Origin of the sequence: Thalassomonas actiniarum, assembly GCF_000948975.2 — a bacterium.
Classification (GTDB): Bacteria; Pseudomonadota; Gammaproteobacteria; order Enterobacterales; family Alteromonadaceae; genus Thalassomonas; species Thalassomonas actiniarum.
In genome coordinates this window covers 13,910-32,314 of sequence record NZ_CP059735.1, presented here as the reverse complement: position 1 = coordinate 32,314, position 18,405 = coordinate 13,910, and the positions used below count along the sequence as shown (strand labels likewise).

The following is an 18,405-nucleotide window of genomic DNA, read 5'->3' as shown; positions in this document are numbered from 1 at the left end:
AAATACCGGGTATATATATCAGCTTTCCAGATTGTTAAAGAACACATCTAATCTCATTCGACTAGAAGTTGGTTATCATACCATTTGTGTGAACACTCAACGAGAAGTTGTTTTACTTCAAGATAAGGAGGTGATCCAACCCCAGGTTCCCCTAGGGTTACCTTGTTACGACTTCACCCCAGTCATAAATCACAAAGTGGTGACCGTCCTCCCGAAGGTTAAACTAGCCACTTCTTTTGCAACCTACTCCCATGGTGTGACGGGCGGTGTGTACAAGGCCCGGGAACGTATTCACCGTGGCATTCTGATCCACGATTACTAGCGATTCCGACTTCATGGAGTCGAGTTGCAGACTCCAATCCGGACTACGACAAGCTTTGTGGGATTCGCTCCACCTCGCGGTATTGCTGCCCTCTGTACTTGCCATTGTAGCACGTGTGTAGCCCATCCCGTAAGGGCCATGATGACTTGACGTCGTCCCCACCTTCCTCCGGTTTATCACCGGCAGTCTCCTTAAAGTTCCCGCCCGAAGCACTGGCAAATAAGGATAGGGGTTGCGCTCGTTGCGGGACTTAACCCAACATTTCACAACACGAGCTGACGACAGCCATGCAGCACCTGTCACAGAGTTCCCGAAGGCACTAAACCATCTCTGGTAAATTCTCTGGATGTCAAGGGATGGTAAGGTTCTTCGCGTTGCATCGAATTAAACCACATGCTCCACCGCTTGTGCGGGCCCCCGTCAATTCATTTGAGTTTTAACCTTGCGGCCGTACTCCCCAGGCGGTCAACTTATCGCGTTAGCTGCGCCACCCACATCTCAAGGATACAGACGGCTAGTTGACATCGTTTACGGCGTGGACTACCAGGGTATCTAATCCTGTTTGCTCCCCACGCTTTCGTGCCTCAGCGTCAGTTTTTGTCCAGGTGGCCGCCTTCGCCACTGATGTTCCTTCCAATCTCTACGCATTTCACCGCTACACTGGAAATTCCACCACCCTCTACAAAACTCTAGCCTGCCAGTTCAAAATGCAGTTCCCAGGTTGAGCCCGGGGCTTTCACATCTTGCTTAACAAACCGCCTACGCACGCTTTACGCCCAGTAATTCCGATTAACGCTCGCACCCTCCGTATTACCGCGGCTGCTGGCACGGAGTTAGCCGGTGCTTCTTCTGTTGCTAACGTCACAGGATGCAGTTATTAACTACATCCCTTTCCTCACAACTGAAAGTGCTTTACAACCCGAAGGCCTTCTTCACACACGCGGCATGGCTGCATCAGGCTTTCGCCCATTGTGCAATATTCCCCACTGCTGCCTCCCGTAGGAGTCTGGGCCGTGTCTCAGTCCCAGTGTGGCTGATCATCCTCTCAAACCAGCTAGAGATCGTCGCCTTGGTAAGCCATTACCTTACCAACTAGCTAATCTCACTTGGGCTAATCAAATGGCACGAGGCCCGAAGGTCCCCCGCTTTGGTCCGTAGACATTATGCGGTATTAGCAGTCGTTTCCAACTGTTGTCCCCCACCATAAGGCATATTCCCAAGCATTACTCACCCGTCCGCCGCTCGACGCCGAAGTACAAGTACTCCTCGTTTCCGCTCGACTTGCATGTGTTAAGCCTGCCGCCAGCGTTCAATCTGAGCCATGATCAAACTCTTCAATTAAAAATCGTTTGTGGTCCGAAGACCGACTCAATGAATTCTGTCAAATAAATATTACTTACTAAAAAGTAAGTCGTACTTGTGTGTCATTCATCATTAAGTTTATTTTTGCTCTTGCTTCGAAAAGCGAAGAACTATGTAAAATCAACATTAACGTGAGTGCCCACACAAATTGCATGATAACTAATTTTTAAAGAACCACTCTTTAAAAGAGTGAGATATAAATCGCATTCGTTTACACCTTGAGTTGCTTAAGACCTTGTCTCAAGCGAGATGCGCATGATACGCTTCTCAGTTTTGATGTCAACCTCTTTTTTCAAAGTTTTGTTGGCTGTTTAAGTCATGTTTGCATCACTTAAACTTATCAAAACACTTCGTTGGGCTGCCCCGTGGAAGTGGATGCGCATTTTAGACATTTTCTTGAAGAGGTCAACACCTTTTTGAAATTAATTTCATATTCTTTGATTTTTGTACAAGCCTCGACCTTATTGGTGATTAAACCAGCGAATACCGGCCAGAATACTATTTTTTATTTCTGTGGAGCATTGCTATTTTATTCATTTAATAACGTTTCACATGAAACATTTCACTTAATAATGTCAGTTAAGCATGCTTTAATTTGCTAAAGTTAAGAAAAATTCATGGCAATAGACGATTATGACTCAATATAAATTACGTTCTTACCAGGGGATCAGCCCAAAAGTTGGCGAAAAGGTATATATAGATCAGTCGGCGGTACTGGTCGGTGATATTACGATAGGTGATGAAGTGAGCATCTGGCCTTTAGTTGCGGCAAGGGGTGATGTTAATAAGATAACCCTGGGTGCCCGTACCAATGTCCAGGATGGTACCGTATTACATGTTACCCGGAAAAGTGAACGTAACCCTGACGGTTTTCCTTTGGCTATTGGTGAGGATGTGACTATAGGGCATAAATGTATGTTGCACGGCTGTACCTTAGGTAATCGTATTCTGGTAGGTATGGGGGCGATCATTATGGACGGCGCGGTAGTCCAGGATGACGTTTTTATCGGTGCCGGTACTTTGGTGCCGCCCAATAAGGTATTAGAGAGTGGTTACCTTTATGTCGGGAACCCGATGAAAAAGAGCAGACCGCTTAGTGACAATGAAGTCAGCTTTTTAAAGCAATCTGCCACTAATTACCTGCAATTAAAAGATGATTATCTTGCGGATATGGCAGACTAATGCCCTCTCCTTAACAAAAGTCTGAGAAACCCCTTAAATTAAAGTTTTAAGTGGATTTCATTATTGAGATCTGGCTCATGTTGTTCCAGCCAGATCTCTACCGCCTCTTCCCAGTCAAACCTGACACAGTCCGTAATCACCAGGTTTTTATCCGGATAGCTTTGTTTAATAAAGACAGTAACCTTTTGTCCGGCCATTAACCCGGTGAAGCTCCAGGCATTGTGCGCCTCATTAAAATGGATATCATCATTAAATAAAATTGCTTGGTTCAAGTGTCGTTCCCGCTGCTGTACATTAGTTGTATGTAAATAATGAAATAAAGGTTAAGTTAAATCTGCTCTTAACTGCTGTAATACCTCATCTGTTGACGGCATCACCCCACGCCAGATATTGAAACTTTCTGCCGCCTGCGCCACCAGCATACCTAAGCCGTCTATCACTTTATTTGCGCCCGCCTCTTTCGCCCACAGCAAAAAAGGCGTTAGTTGTTTCGCATAAACCATGTCGTAACAGACCTCAGCGCCGGCAATCACCTTTTCGGGGATAGCAGGTAAATGACCGTCCAAGCTGGCAGAAGTGGCATTGATAATAACGTCAAAATCATAATTATTGGTTTGCTCAAAGGTACAACAAGTTAACCTGCCATCCGATACCAGCTGACAGATCTGCTCGGCTTTGCTCAAGGTTCTGTTGGCAATCATCAATTGCTGCGGTTGTTGCTCCAATAAAGGTAACACGACTCCTTTGGCAGCTCCGCCTGCCCCTATTAACAGGATACGGCTATTTTTTAAGGGAACTTTATTGGCGAGTAAATCTTTTACCAGGCCAATGCCATCGGTATTATCTCCCAGGATTTGACCGTCACGAAAACTCAGGGTATTAACGGCTCCTGCCAACGAGGCCCGCTTGGAAACCTGATCACATAAGGCAAGCGCCTGCTCTTTAAAAGGTACTGTGACATTGCCCCCTTTACCGCCTGCCCGGGCAAAGGCTTTAATGTCTTGTTCAAAGGCGTCTAACTCAATCAGCTGAGTCTGGTACGTTAATTCCTGAGCCGTTTCTTTGGCAAAAGCCTGATGTATATAAGGTGAGCGGGAATGTTTAATGGGATTGCCGAATACGCGATATTGGTCCATGAGAGATTATTTATGATAAAAGTTTTTTTCTAGCCTACCCCAAGACTTCAGTTTTTAAAATAAAAAAGCAGCAACTTATGTTACTGCTTTTAACTACTTCTTTATTTACTCTTTGTGCAGAAGAGATAAATATTTAGAATTTGTAACCTATCATCAGAGAGTAAACCATAGGATCTACGTCGACATCCGCCGAACCTTTAACGGTATCATTGTATTTGAAGCTAGCATCGGTATTGATATCAATATAACGGGCAGATGCGTTGATAGACCATTTGTCATTGATATGATAATCCGCACCAATTTGTACCGAATAACCGATAGAAGCATCCAGATCCAGATCACTGAACCCTAAGCTTTTCGGTGCATCTTCAAAACCTTCATCAAAGAAAATGGTGTAGTTAAGACCAAGACCTACATAAGGCTTTAATTTTGAAGAAGTATCGAAATAGTATAATGCGCTTAACGTTGGCGGTAACTGAGTCACTTCGGCTAAATGCACACCATCTACACCCAGAACCGCATCTGGATCATGTACGGTAATGTCATGCTTAAAAGGCGTGGCGGCAAGTAACTCAACAGCCCAGTTGCTGTCAAAGAAATAAACAAAGTTAAGACCCAGTTGCGTGTTGTCATCAACACTTAATGACATGCCTGAATCTGCGCCGTTTAAATCAATACCGGTTTTATCGCTATCCGGGTTAACCATAGTCGCACCACCGCGGATCAGGATGTCGCCAGCCTGATTTGCTGATGCAAATGAAGAAACGGTTAAGGCAGAAAGTACTGTTAGCGCTAAGAGAGATTTTTTCATAACTAATTTCCATTTTTTTAGTGCGGATATTTAATGAGGCGATTCTAATCCCGCTTTTGCAAACAAAACTTGACCTACCGCAAGAAATGACAATAAAACCCTTGGAAGTTTAGGGGAATATAATCTAAAACAAGTTTTTCAGGATAATCGCCTTATTTCTCCCGGCTGTGGCAGAAAATCCTATAATAGAGGTGGAGAAAAACAGTAATGGTTATTTAAGTGAACAGCATTTGTGATCCGGCCAGATTTTTCATGAGATCTAAGCGCTATGGGAACAAAGTCTGAATATGTTCAAGGACGGAATAAGCAACTAGCTAACTGGCACAGTCAATTTATCCTGGTTAATTTTGTTATTGCCTTACTGATAAGCTTAAGATACCTGGCACCACAGCCCTTACCCGACAATTTTGCCGCCGGCATTTTCTTAAGCTGTTATTTTATCGCTCACCTGGGCCTGCTCACCTTAATGCTTTTAGCGGTTATCCGCTTGATAAGTAGCTTTATCCGGCGAGCAGCAATCATCAGAATTTTCAGCATCGCCTTAATTGGCTTGTCCCTGGCTTTATTGCTCACCGACACCTTTGTTTACCAGCAATACCGCTTTCATTTGAATGCCATGATACTGGAGCTGATACTTGAGGGGGGAAATGAAATTCTAAGCTTTTCCTGGCAATTGTGGTTACAAATCTCCTTGATGGTCATTGCCTTTTTCCTGGTACAAGGAGTAATAAGCGAATGTTTATGGCGCAGGTTTCCCCATATGCGCATCAGACTAAAAGCCGTAGTGCTCACCTGGTGTATACTTTCGCTATTTGCGCAAGGTCTCAACATCTGGGCCGATGCCACTTTCAGAAAAGATATTACCCGCCAGGCCTTTTATCTGCCCTTATCCTATCCCCTGACGGCAAAATCCCTAATCGCTAAGCTGGGTTTGCTGGATCTGGCCGCCTATAAACAACAGGCATTACTGGCGCCCACGGAAACCAGCTCAAGTTTGCACTACCCCTTATCTGCCATGACATGCAGCAACAAAGATCCCCTGAAAAATATTCTTATATTGGTTGTCGACTCCTGGCGCAGCGATATGATGAACACTGAGGTCACCCCAGCCATCACGCAACTGGCAAAACAGGGCAGCATATTCACCCAGCATTACAGCGGCAGTAATAATACCCGCCACGGTTTGTTCAGCCTGTTTTACGGCTTACCAGGCCATTACTGGCAGCCGGTATTAAACCAGCAAAGAAGCCCGGTACTGATAGACATATTACAGCAGCAGACATACCAGATAGGGGTCTTCAGCAGCGCCAAATTAACCAGTCCGGAGTTTGATCAAACTATCTTTAGCGCCGTCAACCCGCTGCGCAGCCACTCTGAAGGAAGAACGCCTGCCGAGCGGGATTTGGATATCACCCGGGACTTTGGCAACTGGTACCAAAATAAAAACCAGGAGCAACCTTATTTTGCCTTTTTGTTTTATGATGCCCCCCACGGCCTTTCGGTTCCCAAGGGCGCCTCCAAGGTTTTTCAACCGTCACTGGATTATGCCAATTATATGGCGCTGGATGAGGGTTATGATCCCCGCTCTTTGTTTAACCTCTACAAAAATGCAATTTACTATATGGACCAGCTAGTGGCGCAGGTATTAAAGCTGATCGAAAATGACTTAGCCAATACCATTATTATTATCACAGGAGATCACGGCAAAGAATTTAATGACAGCGGTAAAGGTTATTGGGGCCATAACAGCAACTATTCTGACTACCAAACCCGGGTGCCGCTGGTGATTTACTGGCCAGGCAACAAGCATAATTTTTTCAACGGAGAAACCAGCCATTATGATATCGCTCCCACCCTGTTATCCGGAGCCCTGGGTTGTAAAAATGCCACGGAGGATTATTCCATTGGCCAGTCGCTGTTCAATAAAAACAGCCATAGCCACATTATTTTCGGAAGAGACGGCAATTATGCGATAAAAATCGGCGAGCAACTTAATGAGATTGACAGGTTCGGCAACTTTGCCATTTATAACAACCAATATCAGGAATTGCCGGAGGCGAAATTAAATATCAGTCAGGCGCTGGTGGCCCTGGAAGAGTTAAGGCGCTTTTATCAAAAATAACCGCGCCTTGTTTGAGCTTTTGCTGTTAGAGCCCAAGCCAGTTTTGCGGCTTCAAATAAGTATTATAAAGCTCGGCTTCGGCTGAGCCTTCTTCTGGCTGATAGTTATATTGCCAACGGACAAGCGGCGGCAATGACATCAAAATAGATTCGGTACGGCCACCGGTTTGCAGGCCAAACAAGGTACCGCGATCATAAACCAGGTTGAATTCCACATAACGGCCACGGCGATACAGCTGAAACTGCCGCTCTTGTTCACCGTAAGGGGTATCTTTACGTTTATCGACGATAGGTACATAGGCCGGGATAAAGTTATCTCCCACCGCCTGCATATAGGCAAAACTTTTGTCAAAGCCCCATTCATTGAGGTCATCAAAGAAGAGCCCGCCAACACCGCGGGTTTCATCCCTGTGTTTTAAATAAAAATATTCATCGCACCAGGCTTTATATTTAGCATAAACGTCTTCGCCGTAAGGCTGGCTTAACTGCTGTGCCATCTGGTGCCAGTGAATAACATCTTCTTTAAACGGATAATAGGGGGTTAGATCAAAACCGCCACCAAACCACCATACCGGATCTGCGCCTTCTTTTTCCGCAATAAAGAAACGGACATTGGCATGTGTGGTCGGGATATAAGGATTTTTCGGGTGGATCACCAAAGAAACACCACAGGCCTGAAATGACCGGCCCTGTAATTCAGGACGGTGTGCCGTGGCCGAAGCCGGCATTCTTTCCCCGGATACATGGGAAAAGTTCACGCCCGCCTGTTCAAATACTGCGCCGTCGGTTAATACCCGGCTGCGACCGCCACCGCCTTCTTCACGCTGCCAGCTGTCTTCCATAAAACTTGCTTTGCCGTCGGCCTGGGCAAGACTTTGACAAATGCTGTCCTGCAAACTTTTCAGGTATTGGATCACCTGATTGATATCCGGGATATTATTCTTGGTTGTCATGGTCGCAATATTTCTCCGCTGAGCGCATTGATAATGGTGGACGGGTTGGAAAAACCTAAGGTTTTGCCTTCGAGAATAAAATCGACTTTATCCTGAAACTGCGCCACCACCTGCTGGTAGTCGCAAAGGCTAGGTTGCCCGGTAAGGTTGGCGCTGGTAGAAATGATAGGTTTTCCGGTTTGCCGGCACAAATCAATCACGTCGGGATGCTCAGTCACCCGCACCGCGATGCTGTCAAAACTGCCTTTTACCCAGGAAGAAACGGTACTTTTTGCCGGCATGATCTGAGTAATGGCGCCCGGCCAGCGGGATAGGATTTCTGCCTTTTGCTGTGCAGAAATGGTCGATTCATCAAGATAAGGCTGTAACTGCGCGTAATCGCCGGCCAGTAAAATCAAACCTTTCTCTTTTGGCCTTTGCTTGATGGCCAGTAATTTTTGAATGGCTGCGTCGTTATCCGGATCGCAGCCTAGTCCAAAGACGGCTTCCGTCGGGTAGGCAATCACGCCCCCCTGACGGTAAGCCGTTAAAGCCGATGAAAAAGACATTCGGCTTAAGCTAAGGTTTTCTGCATAGCTTCGTCTTTTGCCAATAAAGCTTCGGCATTGGCAGCACGCTCGGCTTTCACTTTATCAGCAATATCCTGGTTTTCTACACCCAGAATTTGCGCTGCCAGGTAACCGGCATTTTTCGCACCGGCTTTACCGATAGCAACAGTCGCTACAGGGATACCGCCAGGCATCATCACGGTAGACAATAAGGCATCGTGGCCTTGCAGAGGACCGTTATCAACAGGTACGCCGATCACAGGACGCGTGGTCATACCGGCAACAGCACCGGCAAGGTGAGCGGCCAAACCGGCAGCACAGATAAATACCTTACAGCCACGCTCTTCAGCGTCTTTCACATAAGCCTTTGCCGCATCAGGTGTTCTGTGGGCAGAACGTACCTTTACTTCATAGGAAATATCGAACTTCTTAAGGATATCAATAGTTGCTTGCATTACCGGTAAATCAGAATCAGAACCCATTAAAATGGCGACAAAGGTTGTGGACATTACTTTTTCTCTACTTTAGTTAAAAAAATGAATGAGGGGGTATTATAAAGCCTTCCGCTTGTACGTGCATTTCTTTTCTGGACATATTATGACTTCTCCGCTGGCCATCTTCCTTTTTACCAGCACAGGCCACTGGCATAAAGGGCATGTTTCCGCCACCGGGGGATAATTAAGCACGTATTTACACTTGGGATATTGATCACAGGAATAAAAGGTTTTACCGTAACGGTTGGTTTTTTCCATCAACTCGCCACTGCTGCATTTGGGACAGGCAATATTGACATCATCCTGCTGATGGGTTTCTTCAATATGCTGGCACTCGGGAAAGTTGGTACAACCGATAAACATGCCGTAACGTCCCTGCTTTACCGCCAGTAAATGACCGCATTCCGGGCAGCTGCTGCCGGCGAGCACTTTATCTTCAATGCGTTCATGTTCAACCACGGGACGGGTATATTGGCAGCCGGGGTAAGCGCTACAGCCAAGGAAAGGACCTTTTTTGCTGTTTTTGATCAAGAGTTTTTCACCACACTCGGGACACAGCTCATGCTCTTTTTCCAGGGCGTGTTCGTGTAGCGTAAATAAACTTTTATCTGAATTTGACATAATACCCAACCGGTCCTTTCGTTGCTGACAGGGTCACAGCCGGTATTATGTCATATTTTATTCTTGTTAGTAATCTTAGCTAAAGCTCAGCTTTTACTTAGCTATTTCTTACTTAGCTATTTCTTTAGCTCTTTTTTTAAGTAAAGGCCAAGTTAATGTAACGGGCCTTCCTGTTCGTCAAAAATTAAATCTTCCATTTGCGAGTAGGCGCTTTCCTGTCCGGGCACGTTAAACAGCACCATAAGTACTACCCATTTTAAATCGTCGATGGAAAAGTATTGGGTATCGAGTTCCATTACCCTGTCGATCACCATTTCCCGGGTGGAGAAGTCCAGCACATTGACCTGTTCCAGGAAGGTTAAAAATCCCCGGCATTCGGTGTCGAGCAATTGCATTTCTTCCGCGGTATAAATACGTACCGACGGACGTGCCACCCGGGTCACATAAGCATAAGACTCACTATCTTGCAATGCTGCTAGTTTTTCTAACCAGGTGAGTGCTTTGTAAATTTCATCCTGATGAAAGCCCGCGCGTGTCAACTCATCGGTCAGTACGTCATGATCAACCATTACCTCGGCTTCACTATGAATATAGTTTTCAAAAAGGTACATTAAGATATCAAACATAACTAGCCCCTATTTAGTCTAAGATAGCCACCTGGCACCGCAGATACCAGACCTCTTAGCTCAAGCATTGTTAACCGGGTCAACACTACATCTGTGGGTAGCTTACACCGGGAAACCACCATATCTACGGGGGTGATTTCAAAGTCCACACTAGCCAACAATGGATCCAGAAACAAGTCCTGCTGAGCAGTTTTTTCATTTTTTTCCGCTTTCTCTTTAGACAGACCCGACACAGCAGACAAATCTAACTCATCCATTATATCGGCACATTCCTCAACTAATTTAGCTCCTTGTTTTATTAACCAGTGACACCCCTTGCTTTGGGGATTATGAATAGTGCCCGGCATGGCAAACACCTCGCGGTTTTGTTCCAGGGCACAACGGGCGGTGATCAAAGAACCGCTTTTCATCGCGGCTTCTACCACCAGTACGCCTAGACTTAACCCGCTGATCAGCCGGTTACGTCTGGGAAAATGCCCGGCTTTGGGTGGTGTGCCGGGTTCAAATTCGCTGACAATACAGCCCTGACTCGCCAGGATATTTTGCGCCAGTTGCTTATGCCTGGCCGGGTATACCTGGTCCAGCCCGGTCGCCACCACGGCAACTGTACCCGACCTTTCCAGTAAGGCGCCCTTGTGTGCGGCGCCATCTATGCCGATGGCCAGACCGCTGGTGATCACCAGGCCATGTTGTGCCAGTGCTTTAGCCATCGCCGTAGCCTCGTCCCGGCCAGCGGCCGTAGCAAAACGGCTGCCGACAATCGCCAGCTGACTTTGCTGTAATAATGTGACATTGCCCTGAATGAATAACACCAGCGGCGGATCCGGCAACTGCATCAGTAATTCGGGGTAATCTTGGCTGTTATAAAAAATAATTTGGCTTTGGCACAGGCTGGAAGCGGCGACAATTGTCTCTACCCTGCTCCAGTCCGGCTGTTGAAACGCATTAACTTGCGCTGCGGTTAAATTGGCATCGGCAAGCCAGGATGAAGAGGTAAAAAGTTCCTGCAGACCATAACGGTCCACCAGCGCGAGTTTTTTACTGATGGCGAGTCTGGGCACTAATTTCAACGCCAGCCAGTAATGCACCTCTTCTTTTACCACTAAGCTTCTCCTTAAGAAAGCTCTGCTTTTCAGGCACAGCTTCCCGAAACTTCCCCTGGTTTTCTCCCCGTAAGAATCAGGGAGCCGTTACCGTATCCTGCAACCTGATAGCTTTGGAGGATTTTAAAATCAGCGCCATGCTGACTTTGTCATAAACCTTAAAGACCATGGCCTGGCCTAAGCTTTCTTCCGGCATCTGGTAATCCGACTCGCCGGCATTGGCCATACGGCTCCACCTGGGGGCATCTTCGGTATAAACAGGGCCGGTTTCCGACTCCACCACGCTCGGACTGGTTCTTTTAATGGTCATAACATCGCCGGGGCGGACACTATTATCTGAACCCCGGTTGATCATCACCACTTCCGATTTGCCAAACTCACGACCGCCGCTGGCAGATTGAATAATGGCGCCGCGAACATCCCCGGCAACCGCCTGCATGGTAAAATACGAAGGCAGTAATTGCCCTTCATTGACCGGCACAACAAAATCTCCGGCATGGATCTCTTGCTGAATGTCGGTGACATAAAGCGTCGACGGGATTTTTTCGCTGATATTGCCTACTCTTAACGCCTGCGCGGTAGCAACCAGATCTACCTGATACCCCAGCATTTCTCCGCTTTGCGGATCAAGCAGGGCTTCGCCTTTTTGATAAATGGCATAAGCCCGGCCAACTTCCATATCGCCTTTAACATAAACCCGAAAGCCGTCGATGCTGGATTTATAAGCTTCATCGCTGCCGAGCACATAAGGCAGCAAGGCCAAATCCTGCTCGGTAAAAAAACTTTCATATCTTAAATAGGGGGCAATGACATCCAGGGAGATGGTGCTGATGGCATTCTGGTCTTTAAGTTTAGTACGCACCTTGGGAGACCACTTCAATTCTGGTTTGCCCTTCACCAGCATAGGCTGCCCCTGTTCATCGTATACTAAACGTAATTTATCGCCGGGATAAATCAGGTGGGGGTTTTTGATTTGCGGGTTCAAGCGCCAGAGCTTAGGCCATAACCAGGGCTGGTTGAGAAAAATAGCAGAAATGTCCCAAAGGGTATCGCCTTTTTTCACTTGATAGGATTTTGGCGCATCCGGCTTTATTTGCAGGACATCGGCCTTAACCACTAACGGCAGAAACAGGCATATTATCAAAAGGAGTCTTTTTATTATCATGCTGCTGAGCCCATTTTTAATAGCAATTACGCTAAACCACTATTATTAATTGAATTAAATGGCTAAAATTAAAACATAACACTCTATATGAATTATCGCTAATTCTTTTACAAAAATTATGACCGTTTTAAATGTATTGCGCTTTCCCGATGAAAGATTAAGAACCAAAGCCGCCGATGTGGTTGAAGTAAATGATGAAATCAGAACTATCGTTGATAACATGATCGAAACCATGTATCAGGAAAATGGTGTCGGCCTGGCCGCCACCCAGGTAAATATTCATCAGCGTATCGTAGTGATCGATGTCTCCGATAAAAGCGACAATCCAATTGTTTTGATCAACCCTGAAATTATCGCCAAAAGCGAGAAAACCTTTATCAATGAAGAAGGCTGCCTGTCGGTGCCCGGCTGTTATGCCAAGGTGACCCGCCATGAAACCGTGACGGTGCAGGCACTTGACCGCAACGGCGAGCAATTTACCCTGGACGGCGATGAGCTGCTCAGCATCTGTATCCAGCACGAACTCGACCATTTGGCCGGGATCCTGTTTGTGGATTATTTATCCCCCCTCAAGCGCCAGCGCATTAAAACCAAGCTTGAAAAAGAAGCCAGATTGCAAAAAGCCCACGCTTAAGCAAACAGCCAACACAGTATTTAGGAAACACCCTTGTCCAAAGCATTAAATATTATCTTTGCCGGAACGCCGGATTTTGCCGCCGAACACTTAAAAGCCCTGATCGCTTCCGAGCATAACGTTGTCGCCGTCTATTGCCCGGTAGACAGACCTGCCGGCAGAGGAAAAAAGTTAACCGCCTGTGCCACCAAAGTGCTGGCGATGGAACACAATATCCCGGTAGAGCAGCCGCTTAATTTCAAAGAAGTGGCAGATAAGCAAAAACTGTCCGAATATCAAGCCGATGTAATGGTAGTAGTGGCTTATGGACTGTTGCTGCCGACCGTGATCCTGGAAACGCCAAGGCTGGGCTGTATCAATGTCCACGGCTCGCTGCTGCCCCAGTGGCGTGGCGCCGCACCGATCCAGCGCTCGCTGGAAGCCGGTGATGCCGAAACCGGGGTAACTATCATGCAAATGGACAAGGGCCTGGATACCGGCGATATGATCTTAAAGGCCAGCTGTGCCATCACAGATACCGACACCAGCGCCAGCCTGTATAACAAACTGGCCGAACTTGGTCCCAAAGCCTTATTGGATACCCTGACCCTGATGGCCGGCGACAGCTACCCCAGGGAAAAACAGGATGATGACCTGGCCACTTATGCCGCCAAACTCGATAAAACCGAAGCCGAGCTTAACTGGCAGCTGAGCGCGACCGAACTGCACCGAAAAATACGCGCCTATATTCCCTGGCCCGTGGCCCAGTTCACATATCATGAAAATGACAAGGCCCATAAAATCCGGATCTGGCAGGCAAGTGTGCTGGAGAAGACCACAGATAAAACACCGGGCACTATCCTTGCCGCCGGCAAAAGCGGTATTGAAGTAGCCACCGCCGACGGCGTACTCAACCTTGAAAGTTTGCAGCTGCCGGGGAAAAAAGCCCTGGGGGTACAGGATATTTTAAATGGCCGCGGCGACTGGTTCAGCCCGGGGAAAAATATCACGGGTGATCAGATCACCGGGCAAAGCAACGGATAACCCCGAGATGAATATCAGAGCACTCGCCGCCAAATGTACCTTTGCGGTTATCGACCAGGGGCGTAGCCTGGCGGATGAATTACCTAAATTACAAGCCAAGGTAGAAGGCAAAGACAAGGGCCTGCTGCAGGAAATCACCTATGGTGTCTTGCGCTACCTGCCGGAACTGGAGTTTGATGTCCGTCAGTTGATGGCCAAACCGCTGACCGGCAAACAAAGGGTTTGCCATTTCCTGATCCTGGTGGGTATTTACCAGATCAAATATACCCGTATTCCGGATCATGCTGCAGTCAGTGAAACCGTTGCCGCCACCGGCCCGTTAAAAAACCGCCATTTAAAGGGACTGATTAACGGCGTATTACGCAATTACCAGCGCCAGCAGGAAAAGTCTGGCGATGATAATAAGGATGCGGAAAAACCGGATAGCGTGCGTTACAACCACCCCGGCTGGCTGCTGAAAAAGATACAGGCTGCCTATCCTGAAAAATGGCAATCAGTGTTACAGGAAAACCAGCAAAAGCCGCCGATGTGGCTCAGGGTAAATAAAAAACACCACGAGGTCGCTGCATACCGGCAGCAGCTTGAAGCAGCAGAAATAGGCCATAACGAACCCGAGGTTCATTCGGGCGCCATTCCCTTAACTTCACCGGTAGATGTCAACCGCCTGCCCGGCTTTGCCGATGGCGATGTTTCCGTTCAGGACGGTGCCGCCCAACAAGCCGCGCGCCTGCTCGATTGTCAGCCGGGGGATAATGTCCTCGATTGCTGTGCCGCTCCCGGCGGTAAAACCTGCCATATCCTGGAGTATACCCCCAACCTGGGCGCAGTAACGGCTATCGATATCGAAGAAAGCCGCCTGGTACGGGTCAGGGAAAACCTGGAACGTTTACAGCTAAAAGCCAAAGTAATTGCCGCCGATGCCGCCGCTCCGGATGCCTGGTGGGACAAGCAATTATTTGATCGCATCCTGCTCGACGCCCCCTGCTCCGGCACCGGGGTGATCCGCCGTCATCCTGATATCAAGTGGCTGAGAAAAGCCAGCGATATTCCGGCGCTGACGGTATTGCAGCAGCAAATATTAAAAAACATATGGTCTTTGCTTAAACCCGGTGGTACTTTGATTTACGCCACTTGCAGTATCTTACCCGAAGAAAACTGCGAGCAGATAAAGCAGTTTCTTGCAGAAAATAACGATGCCGAATTAATCCCGCTGCCTGAAGGCAACGACAGTGCAGAGCCCGGCTGGCAGATATTACCCGGCGACACGGGCATGGACGGCTTTTATTATGCAAAATTAATGAAGAAAGCTTAAACCTATTAATTAAATAAATAATTTAAGCAAATAACAAAGACTTAACGGCGATATGAAAATAATAATTATTGGTGCGGGACAGGTTGGCGGTACCTTAGCCGAAAACTTAGTGGGTGAGCGTAACGAAATCTCCCTGGTAGATATCGACCATGAAAAGTTGCACGAACTGCAGGATAAACTCGATCTGCAGGTCGTGCCCGGCCAGGGCTGTTATCCGGAAGTCCTGAAAAAAGCCGGCGCCGAAGACGCCGATATGATCATCGCGGTGACCAATGACGACGCCACCAACATGATCACTTGCCAGATCGCCTATTCGCTGTTTAATACCCCGACCAAGATCGCCCGTATCCGCTCGAACCAGATCTTAAGGTACCGGGAGCAGCTGTTTCACAACAAGGATGTGCCGATAGATCATATTATCGCCCCTGAGCAGCTGGTGACCCGGGATATTGCCCACCTGATCGATTACCCGGGGGCGTTGCAGGTATTGGAATTTGCCAGCGGTAAAGTCTCCCTGGTGGCGGTAAAAGCCTACTATGGCGGTTTATTGGTGGGCCATGCTTTATCTACCCTGAAAGAGCATATCCCCAATATTGATACCCGGGTAGCGGCTATTTACCGTAACGGCAAACCTATCCGTCCCCTGGGCACTACCGTGATTGAAGCCGATGATGAAGTATTCTTTATTGCCGCCAGCATACATATCCGGGCGGTAATGAATGAACTGCAAAAGCTCGAACCCGCCTATAAACGTATTATGATTGCCGGCGGCGGTAATATCGGCGCCGGTCTGGCCAGCATTTTGGAAAGCAACCACCAGGTCAAATTAATCGAGCATAATCCGCAACGGGCCGCCCAGCTGGCCTCGGATCTTAATGAGACCCTGGTTTTCACCGGCGATTCTTCCGATCATGAATTACTGCTCGAAGAGCATATCGACCAGTTCGATGTCTTTATTGCCGTCACCAATGATGACGAAGCCAATATCATGTCTTCGTTGCTGGCGAAAAAGCTCGGCGTGCGTAAAACCATGGTGCTGATCCAGCGGGATGCCTATGTCGAACTGGTACACGGCAGTACCATAGATATTGCCATTTCCCCGCAACAGGCTACCATTTCCGCTTTGCTGACCCATGTCCGTAAAGGGGCGATCAATAATGTTTACAGCCTGCGCGGCGGCGCCGCCGAAGCGATAGAAATCGTCGCCAAAGGAGATGAGCATTCTTCTAAAGTGGTCGGCCGTGAAATCAAAAGCATCAAGCTGCCGCCGGGCACTACGATCGGAGCAATAGTACGTGGCGATACGGTATTAATTGCCCACTCCAATACCATGATATTGGAAGAAGACCATGTCATCCTGTTCCTGGTGAACAAACGTTATATTTCCGATGTTGAGAAGCTGTTCCAGGTCGGGGCGATATACTTTTAACTATCGATTTACTTCCCTAAAAACAAACATAAAAAATGCAGGCTTAGCCTGCATTTTTTTATCTATTATTTACCTGAACTCTTTACCGTTAGGAGCGCCAGAACGCCGGGGTGAAAAGTACCAACAGGGTGAATATTTCCAGACGTCCAAACAACATCGCCAGTATCAAGACCCATTTACTGAAATCATTAAGCCCGGCAAAGTTAGAGGCCACCTCCCCCAATCCCGGCCCCAGGTTATTGAGGCAGGCAGCCACCGCGGTAAAAGCGGTAAGGTCATCGACCCCGGCAGCCAGCAGTAGCAACATACAAATGACAAAAACGGCGGCATAAGCGGAAAAGAAGCCCCAAACGGCTTCCACCACCCGATCAGGCAAAGGCTTTTTACCCAGTTTAATGGTAAACACCGCCTTCGGATGCACTAGCTTATTAAGCTCACGTATGCCCTGCAGGTATAACAACAGCACCCGCACCACTTTCATACCACCGCCGGTACTGCCGGCACAGCCACCGATAAAACTGGCAAAAATCAGCAATAACGGCAACAGGGTTGGCCAGTCGGCAAAGGAAGTCGTGGCAAAGCCTGCGGTGGTACTGATGGAAACCGACTGGAATAAAGCCTGATCCAGGGCAACATCGGCATCAATATAAGTGCCCGACATCATCAGTACCGTAAAGCAAATCGCCGTTAATATCACCTGAATGGCGATAAAGACTTTAAACTCAGGATCGAAAAGATAATTCTTCAGTGACCGGCTCTGCACCACGGCATAATGCAGGGCAAAGTTAATCCCGGCAATCACCAGGAAGAACACACACACCAGGTTGATTTGCGGGCTGTTAAAGTAACCCATACTGGCATCATGGGTAGAGAAACCGCCGATGGCAATGGTGGAAAACGCATGGCAGATAGCATCAAAAACCGACATGCCCACCACCCAATAAGCCAAGGCACAGGCGATAGTCAGGGATAAATAGATATACCAGAGATGTTTGGCGGTATCCGCTATCCTGGGGGTCATTTTCGAGTCTTTCACCGGTCCCGGGGTTTCCGCCCGGTACAACTGCATGCCCCCGATACCTAACATAGGCAATACCGCCACCGCCAGGACGATGATCCCCATGCCCCCCAGCCATTGCAGCTGCTGGCGGTAATAAAGCACCGCATGGGGCAACTCATCAATATGGGTCAGGATAGTAGCCCCGGTGGTCGTTAACCCGGAAAAGGACTCGAAAAAAGCATCCGCCATCGATAAATTGGGCTCTTCAAGCAGCAATAGCGGGATCGCCGAGAAGCTGGCCAATACCGTCCAGAACAGCACCACGATCAGGAAACCTTCCCTTGCCCTAAGATCGCCTTTCTCTGCCCGGTTGGGATACCAGGATAAAATTCCTGTGATCAGACACAGGATAAAGCCCATTAAAAACGAGACACCGCCGCCATCGCGATAAATCAATGACACAAACGCCGGCGGCAGCATAGTAACACTGAGTAAGGTCACCAACAGACCTAAAATGCGGATGATATTTTTATATTGCACGTTCTTCTTTTTCTAATGTAAAA

17 protein-coding genes and 1 rRNA gene are annotated in these 18,405 nt (G+C 47.7%); 6 read left to right on the top strand and 12 right to left on the bottom strand.

Going from position 1 to position 18,405, the window contains the following annotated elements:
• Positions 1-123: 123 nt before the first annotated feature.
• Positions 124-1,663: ribosomal RNA gene (locus SG35_RS00140) — 16S ribosomal RNA — on the bottom strand.
• 654 nt (positions 1,664-2,317) lie between these two features.
• On the opposite strand from SG35_RS00140, the gene SG35_RS00135 reads away from it, so the two are divergent.
• The gene (locus SG35_RS00135) at positions 2,318-2,866 is read left to right on the top strand and encodes a gamma carbonic anhydrase family protein (RefSeq protein ID WP_044833164.1); all 549 of its coding nucleotides are present in this window, start codon (positions 2,318-2,320) and stop codon (positions 2,864-2,866) included.
• A 38-nt stretch (positions 2,867-2,904) separates the two neighbouring features.
• On the opposite strand, the gene SG35_RS00130 is transcribed toward SG35_RS00135, so the two are convergent.
• From SG35_RS00130 to SG35_RS00120, 3 genes are all read right to left on the bottom strand, one after another.
• Complete coding sequence (locus tag SG35_RS00130) at positions 2,905-3,138, bottom strand: DUF1488 family protein (RefSeq protein ID WP_044833163.1); 234 nt, start codon at positions 3,136-3,138, stop codon at positions 2,905-2,907.
• Between the two features lie 51 nt (positions 3,139-3,189).
• Complete coding sequence (gene aroE / locus SG35_RS00125) at positions 3,190-4,002, bottom strand: shikimate dehydrogenase (protein WP_044833162.1); 813 nt, start codon at positions 4,000-4,002, stop codon at positions 3,190-3,192.
• 133 nt (positions 4,003-4,135) lie between these two features.
• Complete coding sequence (locus SG35_RS00120) at positions 4,136-4,813, bottom strand: OmpW/AlkL family protein (protein WP_044833161.1); 678 nt, start codon at positions 4,811-4,813, stop codon at positions 4,136-4,138.
• 268 nt (positions 4,814-5,081) lie between these two features.
• Between SG35_RS00120 and SG35_RS00115 the strand changes: the two genes are divergently transcribed.
• Complete coding sequence (locus tag SG35_RS00115; protein ID WP_053043066.1) at positions 5,082-6,935, top strand: DUF3413 domain-containing protein; 1,854 nt, start codon at positions 5,082-5,084, stop codon at positions 6,933-6,935.
• 25 nt (positions 6,936-6,960) lie between these two features.
• Here the strand turns inward: SG35_RS00115 and hemF are convergent, their stop codons facing one another.
• The 7 genes from hemF to SG35_RS00080 form a co-directional block, all read right to left on the bottom strand.
• On the bottom strand, positions 6,961-7,887 hold the full coding sequence (gene hemF / locus SG35_RS00110; RefSeq protein WP_044833160.1) for an oxygen-dependent coproporphyrinogen oxidase: 927 nt from the start codon (positions 7,885-7,887) through the stop codon (positions 6,961-6,963).
• Positions 7,884-8,435, bottom strand: a complete 552-nt coding sequence (gene tsaC / locus SG35_RS00105) for an L-threonylcarbamoyladenylate synthase type 1 TsaC (RefSeq protein WP_044833159.1) — start codon at positions 8,433-8,435, stop codon at positions 7,884-7,886. The genes hemF and tsaC overlap by 4 nt, the downstream gene beginning before the upstream one ends.
• A gap of 5 nt (positions 8,436-8,440) precedes the next feature.
• Positions 8,441-8,944, bottom strand: coding sequence for a 5-(carboxyamino)imidazole ribonucleotide mutase (purE, locus tag SG35_RS00100; RefSeq protein ID WP_044833158.1), 504 nt, complete (start codon positions 8,942-8,944; stop codon positions 8,441-8,443).
• Positions 8,945-8,986: 42 nt separating this feature from the next.
• Positions 8,987-9,550 carry a DNA topoisomerase family protein gene (locus SG35_RS00095; protein ID WP_044833157.1) on the bottom strand — a complete coding sequence of 188 codons (564 nt, stop codon included), beginning with the start codon at positions 9,548-9,550 and terminating at the stop codon, positions 8,987-8,989.
• 152 nt (positions 9,551-9,702) lie between these two features.
• Positions 9,703-10,176 carry a DUF494 family protein gene (locus SG35_RS00090; RefSeq protein ID WP_044833156.1) on the bottom strand — a complete coding sequence of 158 codons (474 nt, stop codon included), beginning with the start codon at positions 10,174-10,176 and terminating at the stop codon, positions 9,703-9,705.
• A 2-nt stretch (positions 10,177-10,178) separates the two neighbouring features.
• Entirely contained in the window at positions 10,179-11,279 is a 1,101-nt protein-coding gene (dprA, locus tag SG35_RS00085; protein ID WP_044833155.1) for a DNA-processing protein DprA, read from the bottom strand.
• Between the two features lie 76 nt (positions 11,280-11,355).
• The gene (locus SG35_RS00080; RefSeq protein WP_236702600.1) at positions 11,356-12,423 is read right to left on the bottom strand and encodes a LysM peptidoglycan-binding domain-containing protein; all 1,068 of its coding nucleotides are present in this window, start codon (positions 12,421-12,423) and stop codon (positions 11,356-11,358) included.
• Positions 12,424-12,562: 139 nt separating this feature from the next.
• Here SG35_RS00080 and def point away from each other — a divergent pair, with 139 nt between their 5' ends.
• From def to trkA, 4 genes are read left to right on the top strand one after another with little or no spacing between them, the layout of a single operon-like run.
• Positions 12,563-13,078 (top strand): peptide deformylase, encoded by a 516-nt coding sequence (def, locus tag SG35_RS00075; protein WP_044833153.1) that lies wholly within the window; start codon positions 12,563-12,565, stop codon positions 13,076-13,078.
• A 33-nt stretch (positions 13,079-13,111) separates the two neighbouring features.
• Entirely contained in the window at positions 13,112-14,101 is a 990-nt protein-coding gene (gene fmt / locus SG35_RS00070; protein WP_044833152.1) for a methionyl-tRNA formyltransferase, read from the top strand.
• Positions 14,102-14,108: 7 nt separating this feature from the next.
• Positions 14,109-15,413 carry a 16S rRNA (cytosine(967)-C(5))-methyltransferase RsmB gene (gene rsmB / locus SG35_RS00065; protein ID WP_044833151.1) on the top strand — a complete coding sequence of 435 codons (1,305 nt, stop codon included), beginning with the start codon at positions 14,109-14,111 and terminating at the stop codon, positions 15,411-15,413.
• A 52-nt stretch (positions 15,414-15,465) separates the two neighbouring features.
• A complete protein-coding gene (trkA, locus tag SG35_RS00060) occupies positions 15,466-16,842 on the top strand; it encodes a Trk system potassium transporter TrkA (protein ID WP_044833150.1) in 1,377 nt (458 codons plus the stop codon).
• A gap of 88 nt (positions 16,843-16,930) precedes the next feature.
• Here trkA and SG35_RS00055 read toward each other — a convergent pair whose 3' ends face one another.
• Entirely contained in the window at positions 16,931-18,382 is a 1,452-nt protein-coding gene (locus SG35_RS00055; RefSeq protein WP_044833149.1) for a TrkH family potassium uptake protein, read from the bottom strand.
• Between the last annotated feature and the right edge of the window lie 23 nt (positions 18,383-18,405).